Below are 17,038 nucleotides of genomic sequence, written 5' to 3' on the forward strand. Positions count from 1 at the left end.
TCATGACGCCGGCAATCCCGCTAGCCTTCCGTACAGTGCTCGGCGCTCTCGCCGTGTTGCAGCTGCTGCTCATCATCGGGCTTCCCTTCGGCCGGTTCGCCTGGGGCGGTCAAAACGCGGTGCTTCCGGCGAAGCACCGCGTCGGAAGTGCAGTCTCAATCGTGGTCTACGCGGCTTTTGCACTAATTGCTCTAGAACGTGCTGGGTTGACTTCGATCCTCCCGGCCCCCGTGATTGCTGTGGTTGCGATGTGGGTGATTGCGGCCTATCTATTGCTCAGCGTGCTGCCGAACCTTGCATCCAAGAGCAAGTACGAACGGCGCGTTATGGTCCCGGTGTCGCTTGTGCTGGCTGCCCTCGCATTCCTTGTCGCCCTGATTTGAGCTGACTGCGAGCCGCCCGCCGTTTAATGAAGAATGGGGCCGGTTCGACGGAAACGTGGGGCGGCCCTTTCTTCGGATTGCGGGCTGGACGATTTGAGTGGAGGCTGGAATGCAGGGAGGCAACATGACAGAACAGTTGCACGAGGGCCTGCCGAGCGTGACGATCGGCGGCGACCTGACGGTCGGCAACATCGGTTACGGGGCCATGCAACTGACAGGCCCGAAGGTTTGGGGCGACTACCCTGACCACGAGGGGGCCGTCGCGCTCCTGCGCGAAGTCGTCGCCGAAGGCGTGACCTTCATCGACACCGCCGACGTCTACGGCCCGCACTCGAACGAAGAGCTGATCCGGGAAGCGCTGTACCCGTACCCGCCCGGCCTCGTGATCGCGTCGAAGGGTGGCTTCATCCGCGGGGGCCCGGAGTACAGCGACATGGGCGCGAGTGGGAGCAGGTTGTATCTGCGCCAGGCCGCGTATATGAGCATCCGCCGCCTCGCCCTGGACCGGATCGACCTGTACTACCTGCACACGCCGACGTTCACCGACGCGCCCTTCGAGAAGGCGGTCGAGACTTTGGCCGGCATGAAACAGGATGGCCTGATTCGGCACATCGGGCTGTCCAACGTCAGTGCCGACCAGCTTCGCGCCGCGCTCGCGATCACGGACATCGCGGCGGTCACCGTGCACTACAACGTCGCCGTCCGCCTCGGCGCGGCCGTGCGCGCAGTCGCCGAGGATAACGGCATCGTGTTCTCTCCCTGGCACCCGGGCGCGGTCCCGGGTGGCGAAGAGGGGGCACCGTTCCATACGGTCATCGACCCGATCGCGGCGAAACATGACGCCACACCGCAGCAGGTTGCTCTTGCCTGGCAGCTCCACCGCACCAAGAATGCCCTGCCGATCCCCGGCACCACGAGCATCCGGCATCTGAAAGAGAATCTCGCCGCCGCGAAGATCCAGCTCCACCCCGACGACGTGGACGCGATCACCGAGCTGGCACCCGAGACCGTTCGAGGCGAGTGATCGACGACTGTACGGTTCTCAACAGCTCAGCGTTTGGCCTGGAACTACGTGCTCACCCCCTCGACCGCTGTGATCATCTCTCCCGAGTCCCCGCATGGATCCCGATCTGCCCTCCAGGATTCAAGGGCTTCCGAAGACCCAGACGGGTCGCTGGTCTCTCCGCGCCTTATCGAACAATTGGAGGAGGCCCGCTACGAGCCCTCGTCGCCCCTCGCCGACGAAGTCGGCCTCGTTCGGGTTGGACGGCTCAGAGCTCACAGTCGGCAGCCGCCGGTTTCGAGGTGATCGTGGACCATTCTGACGACACTCGCGCCTTCTCCGACCGCCGCCGAGATGCGCTTCACCGACCCACTGCGGGCGTCGCCGACGGCGAAGACGCCGGGCACTGAGGTCTCAAGTGATTGCCGGCGTGAGCCAGAGGACGTCGCGTGCGATCCGGTAACGAGGTAGCCGTGCTCGTCGCGTTCGATGTCCGGTCCGAGCCATGTTGTCGCAGGGGTCGCCCCGATGAAGACGAAGAGGAACGCGGTTGCGATTTCTTCGCGCGCGCCGGATGCCAGATCATCGACGATGATCGACTCGAGTCGATTCGTGCCGTTCGCTCGGGCCACCACCGTCTGCTGGTGCACACTGATGCGCGGATGACTCTGTACCTGGACGATCAGATACCGCGACATGCTGGCCGTCAGGTCCCTGCCACGCACGATCAGGTGCACGCGGGACGCGGTTCCGGCCAGGAAGACGGCGGCCTGCCCGGCCGAGTTTCCACCGCCGACCACAACGACCGGGTCGGTGCCGCACTCCCGCGCCTCGTTGATCGTGGCGGCGTAGTAGACGCTGGTGTATTCGAAGCGATCGAGATTCTCGGCGGCGAGGCGGTTGTATTCCATTCCGGATGCGACCACGACCGCGCGCGGGGAGACGCTCGTTCCGTCCGAGAAGTGGACGTTGAGTGCACCCCCATCAGAGGTGAGTTCCTGAGCGGTGGAGGGTGCGAAGAGGGTGGCGCCGAACTTGACGACCTGGAGGGTTGCGCGTTCGGCGAGCTCTGCGCCCGAGATCCCGGAGGGAAATCCGAGGTAGTTCTCGATCCGGGCCGATCGTGCGGCCTGGCCGCCGGTCGCAATGGCGTCGCAGAGAACGACCGAGAGACCGTCGGAGGCGGCGTACACCGTCGTAGCGAGTCCTGCCGGGCCCGCGCCGACGACCAGCAGATCGCTGGTCGCCGGGAGCCTGGTCTTCCGCAGACCCAGCGCGTGCGAGACCTCGACAATGGACGGATTCCGCAGGATACGCGAGCCGGCGACGATGACAACGGGGAGGTCGGCGACGTCCAGACCCATCCGCCGCACGATGGCCTCGGCCACAGGGTCCCGTTCCAGGTCGAGCAGCCTGTGCGGTACACGGTTGCGAGCGGCGAAGTCGAGCAGCCGGCGAGTGTCGGGTGAGAAGCGCGATCCGATAACGCGCAGACCGCTGCCGTACCCGATCGCCATCGACCGGCGGATCAGATACGCGCGCAAGATGAGGTCGCCGAGCAATGGGTCACCGGTCACAATCCGTTCCAGATCGTCGACCGGCACCTCGAGCACGCGACCGCTGTCCAGTGCGACGATCGTGGCGAATGACGGCTGCCCTTCGAGCAACCCGATGTCGCCGACGAAACGGCCGGGTCCGTGGATCTCGATCTGCCCTGCCGCACTGCCCGGCTCGTCGCGGCTGGGTTCCTGGTCGCTCTGGGGGGAGTCGGGATCCCCCTGGTGAACCATCACCCGGCCCTCGACCACGACGAAGAAGGATCCGAGGGGCTCGCCCGCTCGTGCGAGCACCTGTCCCTCAGAGACGGAAGCGGTCGTCCCGACTTCGCTCAGCGTCTGCAACTGCAGTGGCGTCAGCCGCGGAAAGGCCCCGAGCGTGTCGGGCGTCTCCGCGGGGAGGGTCCCCATCTGGCGACCGCCCATCAGACGTAGTCTTCATCGAGATAGCACCAACGCCAGGTCTCTCCCGGCTCGACGGAGCGGACGATGGGATGCCCGTCGTTCAGAGCGTGTGCACGCGCGTGCCTCATGGGTGAGGCGTCGCAACACCCGACTTTGCCGCACGTCAGACACATCCGGAGGTGCACCCAGGGTGTGCCGATGGCCACGCAATCCTCGCAAACGCCCGGAGTGCGGGGCGTTACTGGGCGAACGTAGGCCAGATGGGGATCCGGGCGGAGGGTCATGGATCGCGTCCCCGGTCTGAGCCTGGGTCAGCCGTCGTCTCGTCTCGCGCATCCTTGGCCATCGCGTCGTCGAACCAGCGGCGCAACACCTCGACGGGGGCAGCGCCGGCCTGCCGCGCGACGACCTTGCCGTGGTGCATGATCAGCAGCGTCGGCACGGCCTGCACGGAGAACCGCGAGGACAGGCGAGGTGCTCGGTCGACATCCACTTTGACGAGCTTCACGTCGCCCGCCCTCTCGGTGGCCAGTCGCTCCAGCACCGGGCTGACCATGCGGCAAGGGCCGCACCAGGTCGCCCACATGTCGACGATCACCGGCGGGTCCGCCTGCTCTGCGATCTCGGCGAAGCTGTCGTCGAGAGCGTTCACGATCCACGGAAGCGGCTTGTGGCAGTTCCCGCAGCGTGGCCGCCCGCGTGCTGCCACGGGAGCGCGGTTCTTGTGCCCGCAATTCGGACAGCGGATGATCGTGGTCGTCGTAGGCGTCGTCATACCGCGACCTCGGCGTCCACAGCCGACTCGGCGGGCACATGCACCACATCGACGACGAGGTCGTCGTCTCTCACGTCGATGCGCACGGTGGACCCTTCGATCACGGCTCCGGACAGAAGCGCCCTGCCGAGGCGGGTCTCGATGTCGTGCGAGATATACCGGCGCAGAGGCCTGGCGCCGTAGAGCGGATCGTAGCCGCGCTCGGCGATCAGGTGCCGTGCCCCGGGTGTCAATTCGAGGGCTATCTGCCGTTCCGCGAGGCGGCGGCGCAGGTCGTCCATCAACAGTTCGACGATCGACTCGATCTGGTCCAACCCGAGTGGAGCGAAGACGATGATGTCGTCGACACGGTTGAGGAACTCCGGGCGGAAGCGGCCGCGCAGCTCGGCGAGCACCAGGTCGCGCACGTCTTCGGGGATGCCTCCGCGACTGTCACGCGCACTTGTGAGCAGGTGTTCCGCGCCGATGTTGGAGGTCATGATGACGATGGTGTTGCGGAAGTCGACCGTGCGACCCTGACTGTCGGTGATGCGGCCGTCGTCGAGCACCTGCAGCAGGGTGTTGAAAACGTCCGGATGCGCCTTCTCGATCTCGTCGAAGAGCACGACGCAGTACGGCCGGCGCCGCACGGCCTCGGTGAGCTGGCCGCCCTCGTCATACCCGATGTATCCCGGAGGGGCACCGACCAGCCTGCTGACCGTGTGCCGCTCCTGGTACTCGCTCATGTCGAGGCGGATCATCGCGGACTCGCTGTCGAACAGGGCGCCGGCGAGAGCTTTCGCGAGCTCGGTCTTGCCGACTCCGGTGGGCCCCAGGAAGATGAAGGATCCGATCGGTCGGCGAGGGTCGCGGATGCCCGAGCGGGCGCGAATGATCGCATCGGTTACCAATCGCACGGCCTCCTCCTGCCCCACGACACGCTCGTGAAGGACCTCATCGAGCTTCAGCACCTTCTGGCGTTCGCCTTCCTGAAGCCGGGCGACGGGGATGCCCGTCCAGGCCGCGACGATCTCGGCGATCTCCTCCTCGGTCACCACTTCCCGCAGCAGCCTCTGCTGACCCTGTTTCGACTGAAGTCGCTGCTCTTCGGCCGACAGTTGGCGTTCGAGTTCGGCGAGCCTGCCGTAGCGCAGCTCGGCAGCGCGGTTGAGGTCGTAGCTGCGCTCGGCGTCTTCGGCTTCCCGGCGAACCTTCTCGAGTTCGCCGCGCAGCTCCTGCACCTTGCGGATCGCTTGTCGCTCGGCTTCCCACTGAGCGCGTTTTGCGTCGGCGTCCGCTCGCAGGTCGGCGAGTTCGCGGCGCAATTCCTCGAGTCGGATCCGGCTCGGCTTGTCCTTCTCCTTCTCGAGCGCTGCCTCCTCGATCTCGAGCCGTGTCACCCGGCGAGTCAGCTCGTCGAGCTCGGCCGGCATCGAGTCGATCTCGGTGCGCAGCCGGGCGCAGGCTTCGTCGACGAGGTCGATGGCCTTATCCGGCAGGAACCGGTCGGTGATGTACCGGTGCGAGAGGGTCGCTGCCGCTACGAGTGCGTTGTCCTGGATGCGCACCCCGTGGAAGACCTCGAGGCGTTCGCGCAGGCCGCGGAGGATCGAGATGGCGTCTTCGACGCTGGGCTCATCCACCATCACCGTCTGGAAGCGACGTTCGAGAGCGGCGTCCTTCTCGATGTGCTGGCGATATTCGTCCAGCGTCGTCGCGCCGATGAGGTGCAGCTCGCCTCGCGCGAGCATGGGCTTCAGCATGTTGCCCGCATCCATTGCTCCTTCGGTCGCCCCGGCGCCGACGAGCGTGTGAAGTTCGTCGATGAACAGAAGGATGCGTCCATCGGAGGCGGTGACTTCGGCCAGCACCGCCTTCATCCGCTCCTCGAATTCTCCGCGATATTTGGCGCCTGCGACGAGGGCGGCGAGGTCGAGCTGGAAGATGGTCTTGTCGCGGAGTCCTTCGGGGACGTCGGTGCGCACGATCCGCTGGGCGAGGCCCTCGACGATGGCCGTCTTGCCGACACCGGGCTCGCCGATGAGCACTGGGTTGTTCTTCGTCTTGCGCGAAAGGATCTGGATGACGCGACGAATCTCCGTGTCACGACCGATGACCGGGTCGAGCCTGCCCGAGCGCGCGTCAGCCACGAGGTCGCGACCGTACTTCTCGAGCGCCTCGTAGGTCTGCTCGGGTGTCGCGGAGTTGACATGCTGGTTGCCGCGAACGGCGGTGAGCGCCTTGAGGAAGTTCTCCCGGTTGACCCCGTTGCTCTGCAGAAGGCGCGCAGCTGCGCTGCCGGAGGGGTCGTCCGCGAGCGCGAGCAGGAGATGCTCGACCGAGACATAGGAGTCTTTGAGTCGTGTCGCCTCCCGCTCGGCCCGATCGAGAGCCGCCGCCAGGGCCTTCGAGAGGAACACCTGCCCGGGCGTCGCACCCGGGCCGGTCGTGCTCGGTTTGCGCTCGATCGCATGCTGCACCTCGTTGAGCAGAACGGTCAGATCGACGCCGGCCGCCTCGAGCAGTCTCGGAATCAGCCCGTTCTCTTGAGTGAGCAAGGCGAGCAGCAGGTGCTCGTTCTCGGTCTCCGTCTGCCCGTTCCGGCTCGCGATGCTCTGCGCTTCCTGTAGGGCTTCCTGGGATTTCTGGGTCAGCTTGTTCATCTCCATGAGGGAGTCTCCTTTCCGGAGCGGATCACCCATCGCCGGTTCTCGAGCACGTCGATCCGGGCGAGCAGGTCGATGACGAGGGCGACGGCGGTGTAGTTGAGCGAAAGGTCGGCGTGCAATCGAACGATGCGGCGTACCAGCTCCGGCGCGGCAGGCGTGAACCACAACCGACCCGTACCGTCGTCGGTGGCAGGAACGAGCCCGAGTTCGACGAACCGTTGAAGCAACTCGGGATGGACACCGGATGCGGCAGCGACCATCTCGAGGTCGAGACGGACCGGGACCACCGGCAGCAGAGGAGAACTCATGATGACGACCTCGGGGTGAAGGTGGATTCGCGCTGCAGCTGCTCGAAGAGCTCACGCTCACGGTCGGTGGGGTGTGGGGGGACCATGATCTTGACCTTCGCGAACAGGTCGCCGGGCTTTCCGCCCGGCTGTGGCATCCCCTGGCCTTTGAGTCGCAGTCTGCGGCCGCTGGATGAGCCGGGCGGAACCCGCACCGTGATCGGACCACCTGGCGCCCGAGTCGAAACGCTCGCACCGAGCGCGGCCTCCCAGGGAGAGACCAGCAGGTCCATCTCGATGTTCTTGCCGTCCAGTCGCAGGCGGCGGTCGGGGCGGACTCTGAAGGTAATGGTCAGATCTCCGGCCCCGCCGTTCTGTCTCCCAGCGCTCCCGCCACCGGCCACACGGATGCGCTGGCCGTCGAGAACGCCGGACGGGATCTGTATGTCGAACGTCTGCCGGTCACCGTCCGGGCCGGAGAGCACGATCGTTCGGGGACCGCCGCTGAAAGCCTCCTCGACGGTCAGTTCGAGGTCGACCTCATGGTCCATGCCGCGCGCCGAGCCGAAGACGTCGCCGAAGAGGTCTTCCCAGTCGACGGAAGCGCCGCCTGGACCGGCGCCCCCCTGAGCGCTCGACCAACTGAATCCCGACGACCCCGGCCGCGCTCTGGTGCGGGTGCCTCCGCCCCTGCGGGCTTGCGAGGCGTACTGGTTCTCGGCCCCTGCGTATTGGCGGAATTCCGGCCCGAACCGGTCGTACTGCGCTCGCGACTCCGGGTCGGCCAGTACGTGGTACGCCTCGCTGATCTGCTTGAACTTGTCTTCGGCGTCCGCCGACTTGTTCACGTCCGGGTGGTATTTGCGAGCCAGCTTGCGGTAGGCACGCTGGATCTCCTTGGCGTCGGCCGACCGTGAGACGCCAAGCAGCTGGTAGTAGTCGTCTGCCACGGTGTCACTCTTCGGCCGCGGTGACGACGACTCCGGCGGGCCGCAGCAGCCGCTCAGGGGTCCCGAACCCGAGCCGCGCGACGGCCGCAACCGTCCGCGGCGGCAAATCGCCCCGTTCGACCACCGAGAGAACCTCGTGGATCCGTGGGTCGAACGGCACACCCACTTCGTCGATGCGGGGGTAACCGAGACGCTCGAGCGCCGCAACGGCTTGTTCTCGGATGGATTCCATGCCTTCGGCAAGACCGGCATTCACCCCTTTGGCATAGGTGACTGCATCCTCGAGCCCGTCGACGACGGGGAGAAAGACGGTTGCGGCGCGAGCCCGCTCGGCATCGCGGGCCAACGCCAGTTCACGGGCCGTCCGCTTCCGGGTGTTGTCGAGGTCGGCGGCCGCTCGATGCCAGCGATCCTCGACTTCGGCGAGACGCTGGTTCAGGTCGTCTGGCGGGACCGGGGGCGGCTCCTCCGGTGGAGTGACGTGCTCACTCGACGCGAGACCCTCGTCGGCATCCGTGCTCGGCGCATCCGGGTTGTCCATGTCACGGTCTCTCAGTTCCGATCGAACTCGGCGTCGACGACATCGTCGGAATCGTCGGCATCGGCCTCGCCTTCGGATGACGACGCGTCCGAAGCGCGGGCGACGGATAGGGCAGCATCCACTTGTTGCAGTTCGCTGGTCAGTTCTCGAGCCTCGGATGCGGGGATCTCTCGCCCGACGGCGTCTCTCGCCTGCCCGATCAGCATCTCGGCGCGGGCGCGCTCATGTTGCGGCACGGATTCGCCGTGCTCCGCCAGGGTGCGTTCGACCCGGTATGCTGCAGCGTCCAGCTCGTTGCGGGCGTCGATGTCTTCGCGCAGACGCTGGTCTTCGGTGCGGTGCTGCTCGGCTTCTTGCACCATGCGCTCGATCTCGGTCTGATCGAGATTCGTGGTACCGCTGATCGTGATTCCCTGCTCGGCACCGGTGTCCTTGTCGCGCGCGTTCACATTGAGGATCCCGTTCGCATCGATGTCGAACGTGACCTCGACCTGCGGCTCGCCACGCGGCGCCGGCCGGATACCGGTCAGGGTGAATCGGCCCAGGACGCGGTTGTCGGCGGCTCTCTCGCGCTCGCCCTGCAGCACCACGATCTCGACGGAGTCCTGGTTGTCCTGAGCGGTGGAGAACACTTCGCTCCGGCGCGCCGGAATGGTGGTGTTGCGTTCGATGATCTTCGTCATCACGCCACCGCGCGTCTCGACGCCCAGCGAGAGCGGGGTCACGTCGAGCAAGAGAACGTCGCTGACTTCCCCCTTCAAGACGCCCGCCTGGATGGCCGCGCCGATGGCGACCACCTCATCCGGGTTGACGGTCATGTTCGGGTCCTTGCCCCCGGTGAGTCGTTTGACGAGGTTCTGCACGGCCGGGATCCTCGTCGAACCGCCGACCAGGATGACCTCGTCGATGTCATTCTCGGAGACCTTCGCGTCCTCCATCGCCTGCCGGACCGGGCCGAGGCAACGCTCGACGAGGTCGGCCGTGATGTTCTCGAAGGTGGCACGCTTGAGGGTGGTCGTCAGGTGCTTCGGACCGGCGGCATCCGCTGTGATGAACGGCAGGCTGACCTGGGTCTGGCTCACGGTGCTGAGCTCGACTTTGGCCTTCTCGGCCGCCTCGAACAGACGCTGGAGGGCCTGGGGGTCGTTCCGAAGGTCGATGCCGTTCTCTTTCTGAAACTCATCGGCGAGGTAGTCGACGATGCGTCGGTCGAAGTCGTCGCCGCCGAGGTGGGTGTCGCCCGCGGTCGAGCGCACCTCGACGACGCCGTCGCCCACGTCGAGCAGACTTACATCGAAGGTGCCCCCACCGAGGTCGAAGACCAGGACGGTCTCGTGCTCCTTCTTGTCCAACCCGTACGCGAGTGCCGCCGCCGTCGGCTCGTTGATAATGCGCAGAACCTCGAGGCCGGCAATGCGGCCGGCATCCTTCGTCGCCGTACGCTGAGCGTCGTTGAAATACGCCGGGACGGTGATGACCGCCTCGGTGACCTTCTCGCCGAGGAACTTGCCGGCGTCATCGACGAGTTTGCGTAGTACCAGCGCGCTGATCTCCTCGGGCGCATACAGCTTTCCGCGGACGGTGAACCTAGCTTCCCCGTTCGGACCGGGCGCGATGTCGAATCCGACCGCTTTCGCCTCTTCGCCGACCTCGTCGAAGTTGCGCCCGATGAAGCGCTTGGCCGACGAGATGGTGCCCTTGGGGTTCAGGATCGCCTGGCGTCGGGCGAGCTGCCCGACGAGTCGCTCACCGGTGTCGGTGAACGCGACGACGGACGGAGTCGTGCGAGCGCCCTCGGCGTTCGGGATGACTTTCGCCTCTCCCCCCTCCCATACCGCGATCACCGAGTTCGTAGTGCCGAGGTCGATGCCGACTGCTTTGGCCATCAGACGTCTCCTTTCGTGGTGCCCTCGGGTCGTCCGCCCGGTGGCGATTCGTCAGTCACGGTTCGTTCAAGGACGGTGGCGAGGACGGCTCGGCAGCGTTCGAACCGATGGTGACCGCCTGCCGATTTTCAGGGCTGTTCGGCGCTGAAGAAATATCCACACGGCGCGGCTTGCTCGACTCGTCGAGCGGGACGCTCAGTGTGAGTACACCGTTTCCGAAATCCGCCGTGAGTTTCGAGCTGTCGAGACTGTCGCCGAGGAAGAGCTGGCGGACGAATTCACCGCGCGGACGCTCGTCGATGAGAACTGCGTCGTCCGGCCCGAATGTCGGCCGGCGTTGCACCGTGATGGTGACCACATTGCGCTCGACACTCACGTCGACGTCAGCGGGAGCTGCGCCCGGAACATCTGCCACGACGAAGTATTGATCGCCGCGCCGGTACGCCTCGAGCGGTACTGCGAGGGTTCGCCGATTTCTTCCCAGCGCCTGCTCGACTGCGCGGTCGGCATCGCGGAACCCGTCGAATCCCATCAGCGTCATGGTGTGTGCTCCTCGCTCCACGGATCACGTCTCGTTGGGGCCGAGTGTGCGCCCGCGGTGTGGCCGGTTCTTCGACCCAGCAGGGCGAAAAGAAACCCTCGGCCTTCCACTGCCGGGCTCAATCGATGAGGGCTAGCGTTGAAATCGCGGAGTCCATCACGATGTGCGCATCGAGCTATCAAGATCGTGTCGCGCAGGTCGACCTCGATGCTAAATCCCAGTCAGACCTGTACGACCTCTTCAGGCTGGGCTCGAAGATGTCAGCGCACCCGACGACGCGCGAAACCCTCCGTCTCGCAGGAGCTTCGGCCGAGGCGATCACCGGATGCTCTGTTCCCGCTGTGTACGTCACCGCGGGCGATCGGCTCGTCCGGTATTCGGGCAAGGCGAACCGCCGTCTCGACCTGCTGGTGGAGACGCGGGCGGGCTCGAGCGGTGTGTTGGAGGACGGTGACGTCTGGCGGTACGCGCTGTTCTTCCGCGAGACAGGCAAGGTCAGGGGAGCCTTCGTACTTCAGGCTGCCGCCGAACCGTCCAGCAACGAGATGTTCATGCTCCACGCCCTGGCGGAGCCGACGGCGGCCGCGCTGGCGACGGCAGAACTCATCAAGCGCGAGCGGCGCCAGGCCCGCGAGCTTCGGGTGCTCTTCGAAGCGCAGGAGGGCTCGAACCGCACGATGGCTGCGACGATCGTGCGCTTGAACGCCCACCAGGACATTCGTGACTCCATCGTCGCCGCGGCCGGCACGGGCAACGGCGAGGCGCAGATCATTCAGGCGCTGAGCGCAATCACGCAGCGGTCGATCGTGCTGCAGGACTCCTTCGGCAACGAACGAGCCTTCAGCGGAGTGAGTGGCACCTCGTCGCCGTCGAGCATGCTTGTGCCTGACGCACAGGTGTCGGCTGCGGCGCTGCTGAGCACCGAATGGCGGTCGACGGTCATCCGTTCGCACCGGGAGACCCTGGGTGTGATCGGCATCTTCGATCCGGATGACTCCCGCAGCGAAGATGATCGATTCGCCGTCGAATACGCAAGTGCGATGATCGCCGTCGAGCTCGCCCACCACCGTAACGTCGCGGAGGTCGAAACCCGGCTAGGTCGCGACCTCGCAGACGACCTCGTTGCCGGCGCCGGGATCGTGGATGCCCTCGCCCGTGCTGAGGCCCTCCATTTCGATCTCAGCGGTTCACAACGGGTTGTGCTCGTCTCCTGGGAGTACCCGACGCCGAGCGGCGTCGAGATCGGGGCTGCGGTACGCCACGAGCTCGCTGCCATGCGTGTGCCGGCCTTGATCTCACGGCGACCGGACGCGATGCTCGCGGTAGTCGTGGACGGCCAGGACCTCTCCCATCTCTACGAGCGGTTATGCGTCTTGATGGCGAGCACGCGGGGCACCATCGGTGTCGGAGGAAGCGCTACCGCCGAAGACCTGGCCCACTCCTTCGCGGAGGCGAGCCGGGCCCTTCAGATCCGGGCCGAATCGCGTCGAGCATACGGAATGCTGAACCACGACGACCTCGGCCTCCTCCGCATCCTCGACTCGTCGGGTGACGGCGTTCAGCTCGAACGCTATGTGTCCGAGTGGCTCGGCGCGCTGGTCGACCACGACAGGGATCACCGGTCCGAATTGGTGCGGACACTGGGCGTGTACCTGGATTCGGGCGGCAATTACGATCGCACGGCGGATGCGCTGATCATCCACCGGAGCACTCTGCGGTACCGGCTCGGGCGCATTCGCGAGGTGAGTGGCCGTGACCTCACCGACCCTGATGCCCGGCTCAACCTCCACGTCGCCATCCGCGCCCGGGCGGCGCTGCGGGACAACCTGCGCTGAGCCACAGGACGGTCGGGAGATCCGAAGCCCGACATGACCTCGCGCACAGTGGACAGTCGTCCGCGCTCGCCGGATAGCTGGTGCTGCTGCGCCACACATAGCGTTGAAGCATCGTCGAGACCCCGGGCCGACGATGACCGGTGGCCCTCCCCTTCGGGTGGGGAGGGCCACCGGGACCCTGCTGCACGGTTCCGTGCGACCGCAGGCGTCGAACCATCCCGAAGGCGGCAGCAAAATGAGACACGACAAATCGGATCCATCACGTCAGATGGATGCGTCGAACATCTCGAAGCGACCGACGTGGTGTCCGCGATGCGGCGCGCGCGCACGAATCGTCGCCAATCCCTTCTACGGTGTGGGGCTGGCAGTACATCGGCATCTGTACAGCTGCACGCGTTGCGACTTCGTCCAGTTCTTGACTGTCCCGCGGGACGACGGAAACGTCGATCCAAGCGAGCCTTCACAAGCGGCCCCACGGCGATGGTCGGGAGGCGGCCTTGCTCGCTTGCTCCGGTCCGCGGTCCTTATCCGGCGCCGTCCGCGGTCGCAATCCTCGTAGGACGAAATGAGCGAGGTCCTCCACCACGAGTGAGGTCGAGTCCTCTTGTGATCAGTTATTCGAACGGTGTGCGCGCGCCGCCGACCGCATGGTGTCGGACGGTCGTTCACCGAATTCGCGGCGGTAGGCCGCTGCGAACCTCCCGAGATGCACGAAACCCCAGCGCGCCGCACTCTCGGTCACTGTGGCCGAGACCGACTCTGCAGCGGCTAGCTCATCATGCACCTTCTCGAGCCTGAGTCGCCGCAGGTATGCCATCGGCGTCGTGTCCATGGACCGGCGGAAGCCGTCTTGCAAGCTGCGCACGCTCAGCGAGACCGCCGCCGCCAGTTCCGTCACGGTCCACGGATGCGCGGGGTCGCTGAGCAAGAGCTCGACCGCGCGCGCGATGGGCCGCACCCCGGCGGCCGGCGACGGGCGCGTCAGCGCGGCCGAGTGGTTGTGCGGCTGCGCGAAAAGCAGGTTGTGCATCAGAACCTGTTCTAACCGCTGCATCGCCAATGGGTGCGCAAGTGGTCCGCCCTCCAGCTCCGAAGCCTCGTCGATGATCCGCACGGCGTGCATCATCAACTGCGCTCCCGGCGAGGTGAGATCCATTTCGGCGCTGAATTCGAGTGGACGAGCGAGGCTGTCGCCGAGCAGGTTCTCCACTTCGAGCTGCAGCTGGGCGCGGGGGATCATCAGGGAGAGCTGCGCGAACCGCTCCCCGCAGTCGATCGTCACCGGACGTCCGGGCATGAAGATCCCTGCCGTCTGCTGCGTTCCGTAGATCGGCGAGCCGAGGCCCGCTCGCATTGTCGCTCGACCGCTGGTCGGGATGTCGATGTGGTAATTCTCGGCCTCTGCCGTTTCAACACGCACCGCATCCTGAAACCCCATGTGGCCGAACGTGAGACGGCCGACCTTCAGGGCGTTGAGCTTCATGTCGATGATGTTGGAAGCTCGCGCCGAGGGGAAGTCCACGGGCAGAAAGATGTCGGTGAGCGCCTGCCGGGCCTGGTCGACGCCTCGGAACGACGCGACGCGTCGACTCCTGAACATCTCGCCGGCGGCCACGTGCATGCCGCAATTCTAGGCGTTGATTCTGAATTCGCGATCGACTCGATACGGAAACCATGAGTGCGCTCACTCAGGCTCACCGGCCAGGAACTACCTCAAACCATCGGAGTTTGACAACTTTTGATAGTGCGCTAACATGGCCAATCACGAACCCCAATCAACGAAGGAGTTGGACGTGACTGAGCCGTACACAGTCGTAGCGCTCTCGCCGCTGCAGATCCCGATCGTCGAGCCGGAAGACGCGCTGAAGAACACCAAGCGCATCATCGGCTTCATGAAGACGGCGGTCGGCGTGGCCGCGACCGAGGGCCACCCGGTCAAGCTGGTCGTCATCCCCGAGATGGCGATCCAGGGAATGCACATGGCGTTCACCGCCGGCAACCGCGAGGCGGAGAAGAAGTTCGCCCGCACCATCCCCGGTCCCGAGACCGACGAGCTCGGCAAGGCCGCTCGTGAACTGAACACCTACATCGCCGGCGAGTTGTACCTCGTCGCGGACGACGACTTTCCCGATCGCTACTTCAACTGCGCGTTCATGATCGACCCGAACGGCGACGTGATCTACCGCCGCGCCAAGGCGACCAGCGACGGCTTCGAGGGAGGAACCCTCGGCACCACCAACCCGCACGACCTGTGGGACGAGTGGATCCAGAAGAAGGGCGGGGGCAACGTGATGGACGCCATCTACCCGGTCGCCAAGACCCCTGACATCGGCAACATCGGCTACGTGATCTGCCACGAGGGCGCATACCCCGAGATCGCTCGCGGACTGGCCATGAACGGCGCGGAGATCATCATCCGCGCGACCCTCATCGAGCCGCAGACTTCGCAGGGCATGTGGGAGGTGCAGAACAAGGCGCACGCGCTGTTCAACAACGCGATCGTGGTCGCGCCGAACCTCGGCCCGGAGCTCGGCCCGGACGGCGTCATCAACGACCTCTTCGGAGGCCGTTCGATGATCGTCAATCAGCGCGGCAAGATCATCACCGAGACGCCCGGCGTCACCGCGGGCGACACTTTCGTCAGTACGACGATCGACATCGATGCGCTGCGCCGCGACCGCCAGTCGAACGGCGTCTTCAACGGATTCAAGGATCTGCGCACCGAGCAGTACGCGGCGATCTACGAGAAGCCGATCTACCCGAAGAACCAGTACCTCGACGCCCCTCCCGGGGAAGGCTGGCTGGCTCGCGAGCGCGAGACCCGCGCCCGCAACATCAAGCTGCTCGAGGAGCGCGGAGTCTTCACTCCGCTCGACTGAGCCCACAAATGTGGAGGCACCCCGGGGCCAACCGGCCCTACCCGGCCCGGGGTGCCTCTGCTCGCAGCACCGCTGCACCGGCACGGTCCGCACGACCTGGCCACCACAAGCACCACCGGCTGTACCCAGCACCGATCACCTCACAAGGAAGTGGAAAAATGATCAGAACCCGATCCATCCTCAAGGTCGCCGTCATCGCGGCGGCGACAGCGCTCGTGTTCACCGGATGCGCGCGCGGCGGAACCGACGGCGCCGCTGCGAGCGACGCAGACAAGAAGTCCGGCAAAGGTCTCGTCATCGGATGGAGCCAACGCGGCATCAGCGGCAGCGACTGGTGGAAGACCCTCGTCGAGGGCGGCCAGTCCGAAGCCAAGAAGCTGGGTGCGATCATCCAGCTCCTCGACGCGAACGGCGACACCGTCCGGCAGAACGCCGATGTGCAGACGCTCATCACAAAGAACGTCGACGTCGTGATCATGAACCCGAACGACCCGATCGGCGTCGGTGCGTCGGTCGCCGCCCTGCAGAACGCCAAGGTTCCCCTCGTCACCGTCAACTCGAACCTCGACCCGTCGCTGGTCAAAGACATGTACTGCTACGTCGCCGAAGACCAGGGCTACACCGGCTCGCTCGCGGGCGAGGTCGCGGCGAAGAAGGCTGTCGCGAAATTCGGCGAGACCGGCGAGATCAAGGTCGTCGGTATCGGCGGCTTCCCCGGCGACGTCATCAGCGACCTGCGTTACAACGGGTTCCTCAAGGGCTACGAGAACGTGATGAAGGACTACCCGGGCATCACGACCAAGAAGCTCGAGACGAAGTACGGCGAGTGGAAGCCCGACAAGGCGCTCGCCCCGATCCGCGACGTCGCGACGGCGAACCCGGACCTCAAGCTCGTCTACAGCATGAGCGACGTGATGGAGGGCGGTATCGAGCAGGGTCTCCAGCAGGCCGGCGTCTGGGGCGACGGCGTCATCGTGGCCGGGTACGACGGAGGAATGAACGCCGTCAAGGAGATGGTCGACAACCCGACCGGTCCGCTCCAGGCCACCGCCTCGAACCAGCCGTGGGACCAGGGTGTCGCCGCGGTCAAGATGGCCGTCGCCGCCTACAACAACGACAAGTCTGCGTGCCCTGACAAGGAGGTCTTCATCAAGACCACCGTCGTCACGCCGGAGAACGCCAAAGAGTACTACAAGCCCGAAGACACGTACGTGCGGGCCAACGACTAGGCACCCGCGGGTACCACCAGGAGTCGGGGGGGGCCCGGGGCGGGGGGGGGGCGGGGCGCCCCCCACGATTAACACAACATAAACAAGCGAGGGGGAATGGGACAAAGTGGGCGGTTAGGA

Annotated in this window: 15 protein-coding genes; 5 read left to right on the plus strand and 10 right to left on the minus strand. The window is 65.7% G+C overall.

The window, feature by feature from the left end; translation table 11 throughout:
* The first annotated feature begins 2 nt into the window (after positions 1-2).
* Both ACFVV5_RS09450 and ACFVV5_RS09455 read left to right on the plus strand, forming a co-directional pair.
* A complete protein-coding gene (locus ACFVV5_RS09450; RefSeq protein WP_387242452.1) occupies positions 3-383 on the plus strand; it encodes a hypothetical protein in 381 nt (126 codons plus the stop codon).
* Between the two features lie 109 nt (positions 384-492).
* The gene (locus ACFVV5_RS09455) at positions 493-1,407 is read left to right on the plus strand and encodes an aldo/keto reductase (RefSeq protein ID WP_387242455.1); all 915 of its coding nucleotides are present in this window, start codon (positions 493-495) and stop codon (positions 1,405-1,407) included.
* Positions 1,408-1,661: 254 nt separating this feature from the next.
* Here the strand turns inward: ACFVV5_RS09455 and ACFVV5_RS09460 are convergent, their stop codons facing one another.
* From ACFVV5_RS09460 to ACFVV5_RS09500, 9 genes are read right to left on the minus strand one after another with little or no spacing between them, the layout of a single operon-like run.
* The gene (locus tag ACFVV5_RS09460) at positions 1,662-3,368 is read right to left on the minus strand and encodes an FAD-dependent oxidoreductase (RefSeq protein ID WP_387242458.1); all 1,707 of its coding nucleotides are present in this window, start codon (positions 3,366-3,368) and stop codon (positions 1,662-1,664) included.
* Positions 3,368-3,631, minus strand: a complete 264-nt coding sequence (locus ACFVV5_RS09465) for a UBP-type zinc finger domain-containing protein (RefSeq protein ID WP_387242461.1) — start codon at positions 3,629-3,631, stop codon at positions 3,368-3,370. Before ACFVV5_RS09465 ends, ACFVV5_RS09460 begins: the two co-directional genes overlap by 1 nt.
* Positions 3,628-4,122, minus strand: a complete 495-nt coding sequence (trxA, locus tag ACFVV5_RS09470; protein ID WP_387242463.1) for a thioredoxin — start codon at positions 4,120-4,122, stop codon at positions 3,628-3,630. The genes ACFVV5_RS09465 and trxA overlap by 4 nt, the downstream gene beginning before the upstream one ends.
* The gene (gene clpB / locus ACFVV5_RS09475) at positions 4,119-6,770 is read right to left on the minus strand and encodes an ATP-dependent chaperone ClpB (protein ID WP_387242466.1); all 2,652 of its coding nucleotides are present in this window, start codon (positions 6,768-6,770) and stop codon (positions 4,119-4,121) included. The genes trxA and clpB overlap by 4 nt, the downstream gene beginning before the upstream one ends.
* A complete protein-coding gene (locus ACFVV5_RS09480; protein WP_387242469.1) occupies positions 6,761-7,078 on the minus strand; it encodes a chaperone modulator CbpM in 318 nt (105 codons plus the stop codon). The genes clpB and ACFVV5_RS09480 overlap by 10 nt, the downstream gene beginning before the upstream one ends.
* Positions 7,075-8,007 (minus strand): DnaJ C-terminal domain-containing protein, encoded by a 933-nt coding sequence (locus ACFVV5_RS09485; protein ID WP_387242472.1) that lies wholly within the window; start codon positions 8,005-8,007, stop codon positions 7,075-7,077. The genes ACFVV5_RS09480 and ACFVV5_RS09485 overlap by 4 nt, the downstream gene beginning before the upstream one ends.
* 4 nt (positions 8,008-8,011) lie before the next feature.
* Entirely contained in the window at positions 8,012-8,548 is a 537-nt protein-coding gene (locus ACFVV5_RS09490; RefSeq protein WP_387242475.1) for a nucleotide exchange factor GrpE, read from the minus strand.
* An 11-nt stretch (positions 8,549-8,559) separates the two neighbouring features.
* Positions 8,560-10,434, minus strand: a complete 1,875-nt coding sequence (gene dnaK, locus ACFVV5_RS09495) for a molecular chaperone DnaK (RefSeq protein ID WP_387242478.1) — start codon at positions 10,432-10,434, stop codon at positions 8,560-8,562.
* Positions 10,435-10,489: 55 nt separating this feature from the next.
* Positions 10,490-10,975 (minus strand): Hsp20/alpha crystallin family protein, encoded by a 486-nt coding sequence (locus ACFVV5_RS09500; protein WP_387242481.1) that lies wholly within the window; start codon positions 10,973-10,975, stop codon positions 10,490-10,492.
* Between the two features lie 257 nt (positions 10,976-11,232).
* Here ACFVV5_RS09500 and ACFVV5_RS09505 point away from each other — a divergent pair, with 257 nt between their 5' ends.
* Positions 11,233-12,810: a PucR family transcriptional regulator gene (locus ACFVV5_RS09505; RefSeq protein ID WP_387242484.1), complete on the plus strand. Its 1,578-nt coding sequence runs from the start codon at positions 11,233-11,235 to the stop codon at positions 12,808-12,810.
* A gap of 610 nt (positions 12,811-13,420) precedes the next feature.
* Here ACFVV5_RS09505 and ACFVV5_RS09510 read toward each other — a convergent pair.
* Positions 13,421-14,431 carry a helix-turn-helix domain-containing protein gene (locus ACFVV5_RS09510; protein WP_387242486.1) on the minus strand — a complete coding sequence of 337 codons (1,011 nt, stop codon included), beginning with the start codon at positions 14,429-14,431 and terminating at the stop codon, positions 13,421-13,423.
* Between the two features lie 172 nt (positions 14,432-14,603).
* Here ACFVV5_RS09510 and ACFVV5_RS09515 point away from each other — a divergent pair, with 172 nt between their 5' ends.
* Positions 14,604-15,689 carry a nitrilase-related carbon-nitrogen hydrolase gene (locus ACFVV5_RS09515; RefSeq protein ID WP_387242488.1) on the plus strand — a complete coding sequence of 362 codons (1,086 nt, stop codon included), beginning with the start codon at positions 14,604-14,606 and terminating at the stop codon, positions 15,687-15,689.
* 158 nt (positions 15,690-15,847) lie between these two features.
* Positions 15,848-16,918 carry a sugar ABC transporter substrate-binding protein gene (locus ACFVV5_RS09520; protein WP_387242491.1) on the plus strand — a complete coding sequence of 357 codons (1,071 nt, stop codon included), beginning with the start codon at positions 15,848-15,850 and terminating at the stop codon, positions 16,916-16,918.
* Positions 16,919-17,038 lie beyond the last annotated feature (120 nt).

The sequence above is a fragment of the Leifsonia sp. NPDC058248 genome, from assembly GCF_042881905.1.
Lineage (GTDB): Bacteria > Actinomycetota > Actinomycetes > Actinomycetales > Microbacteriaceae > Leifsonia.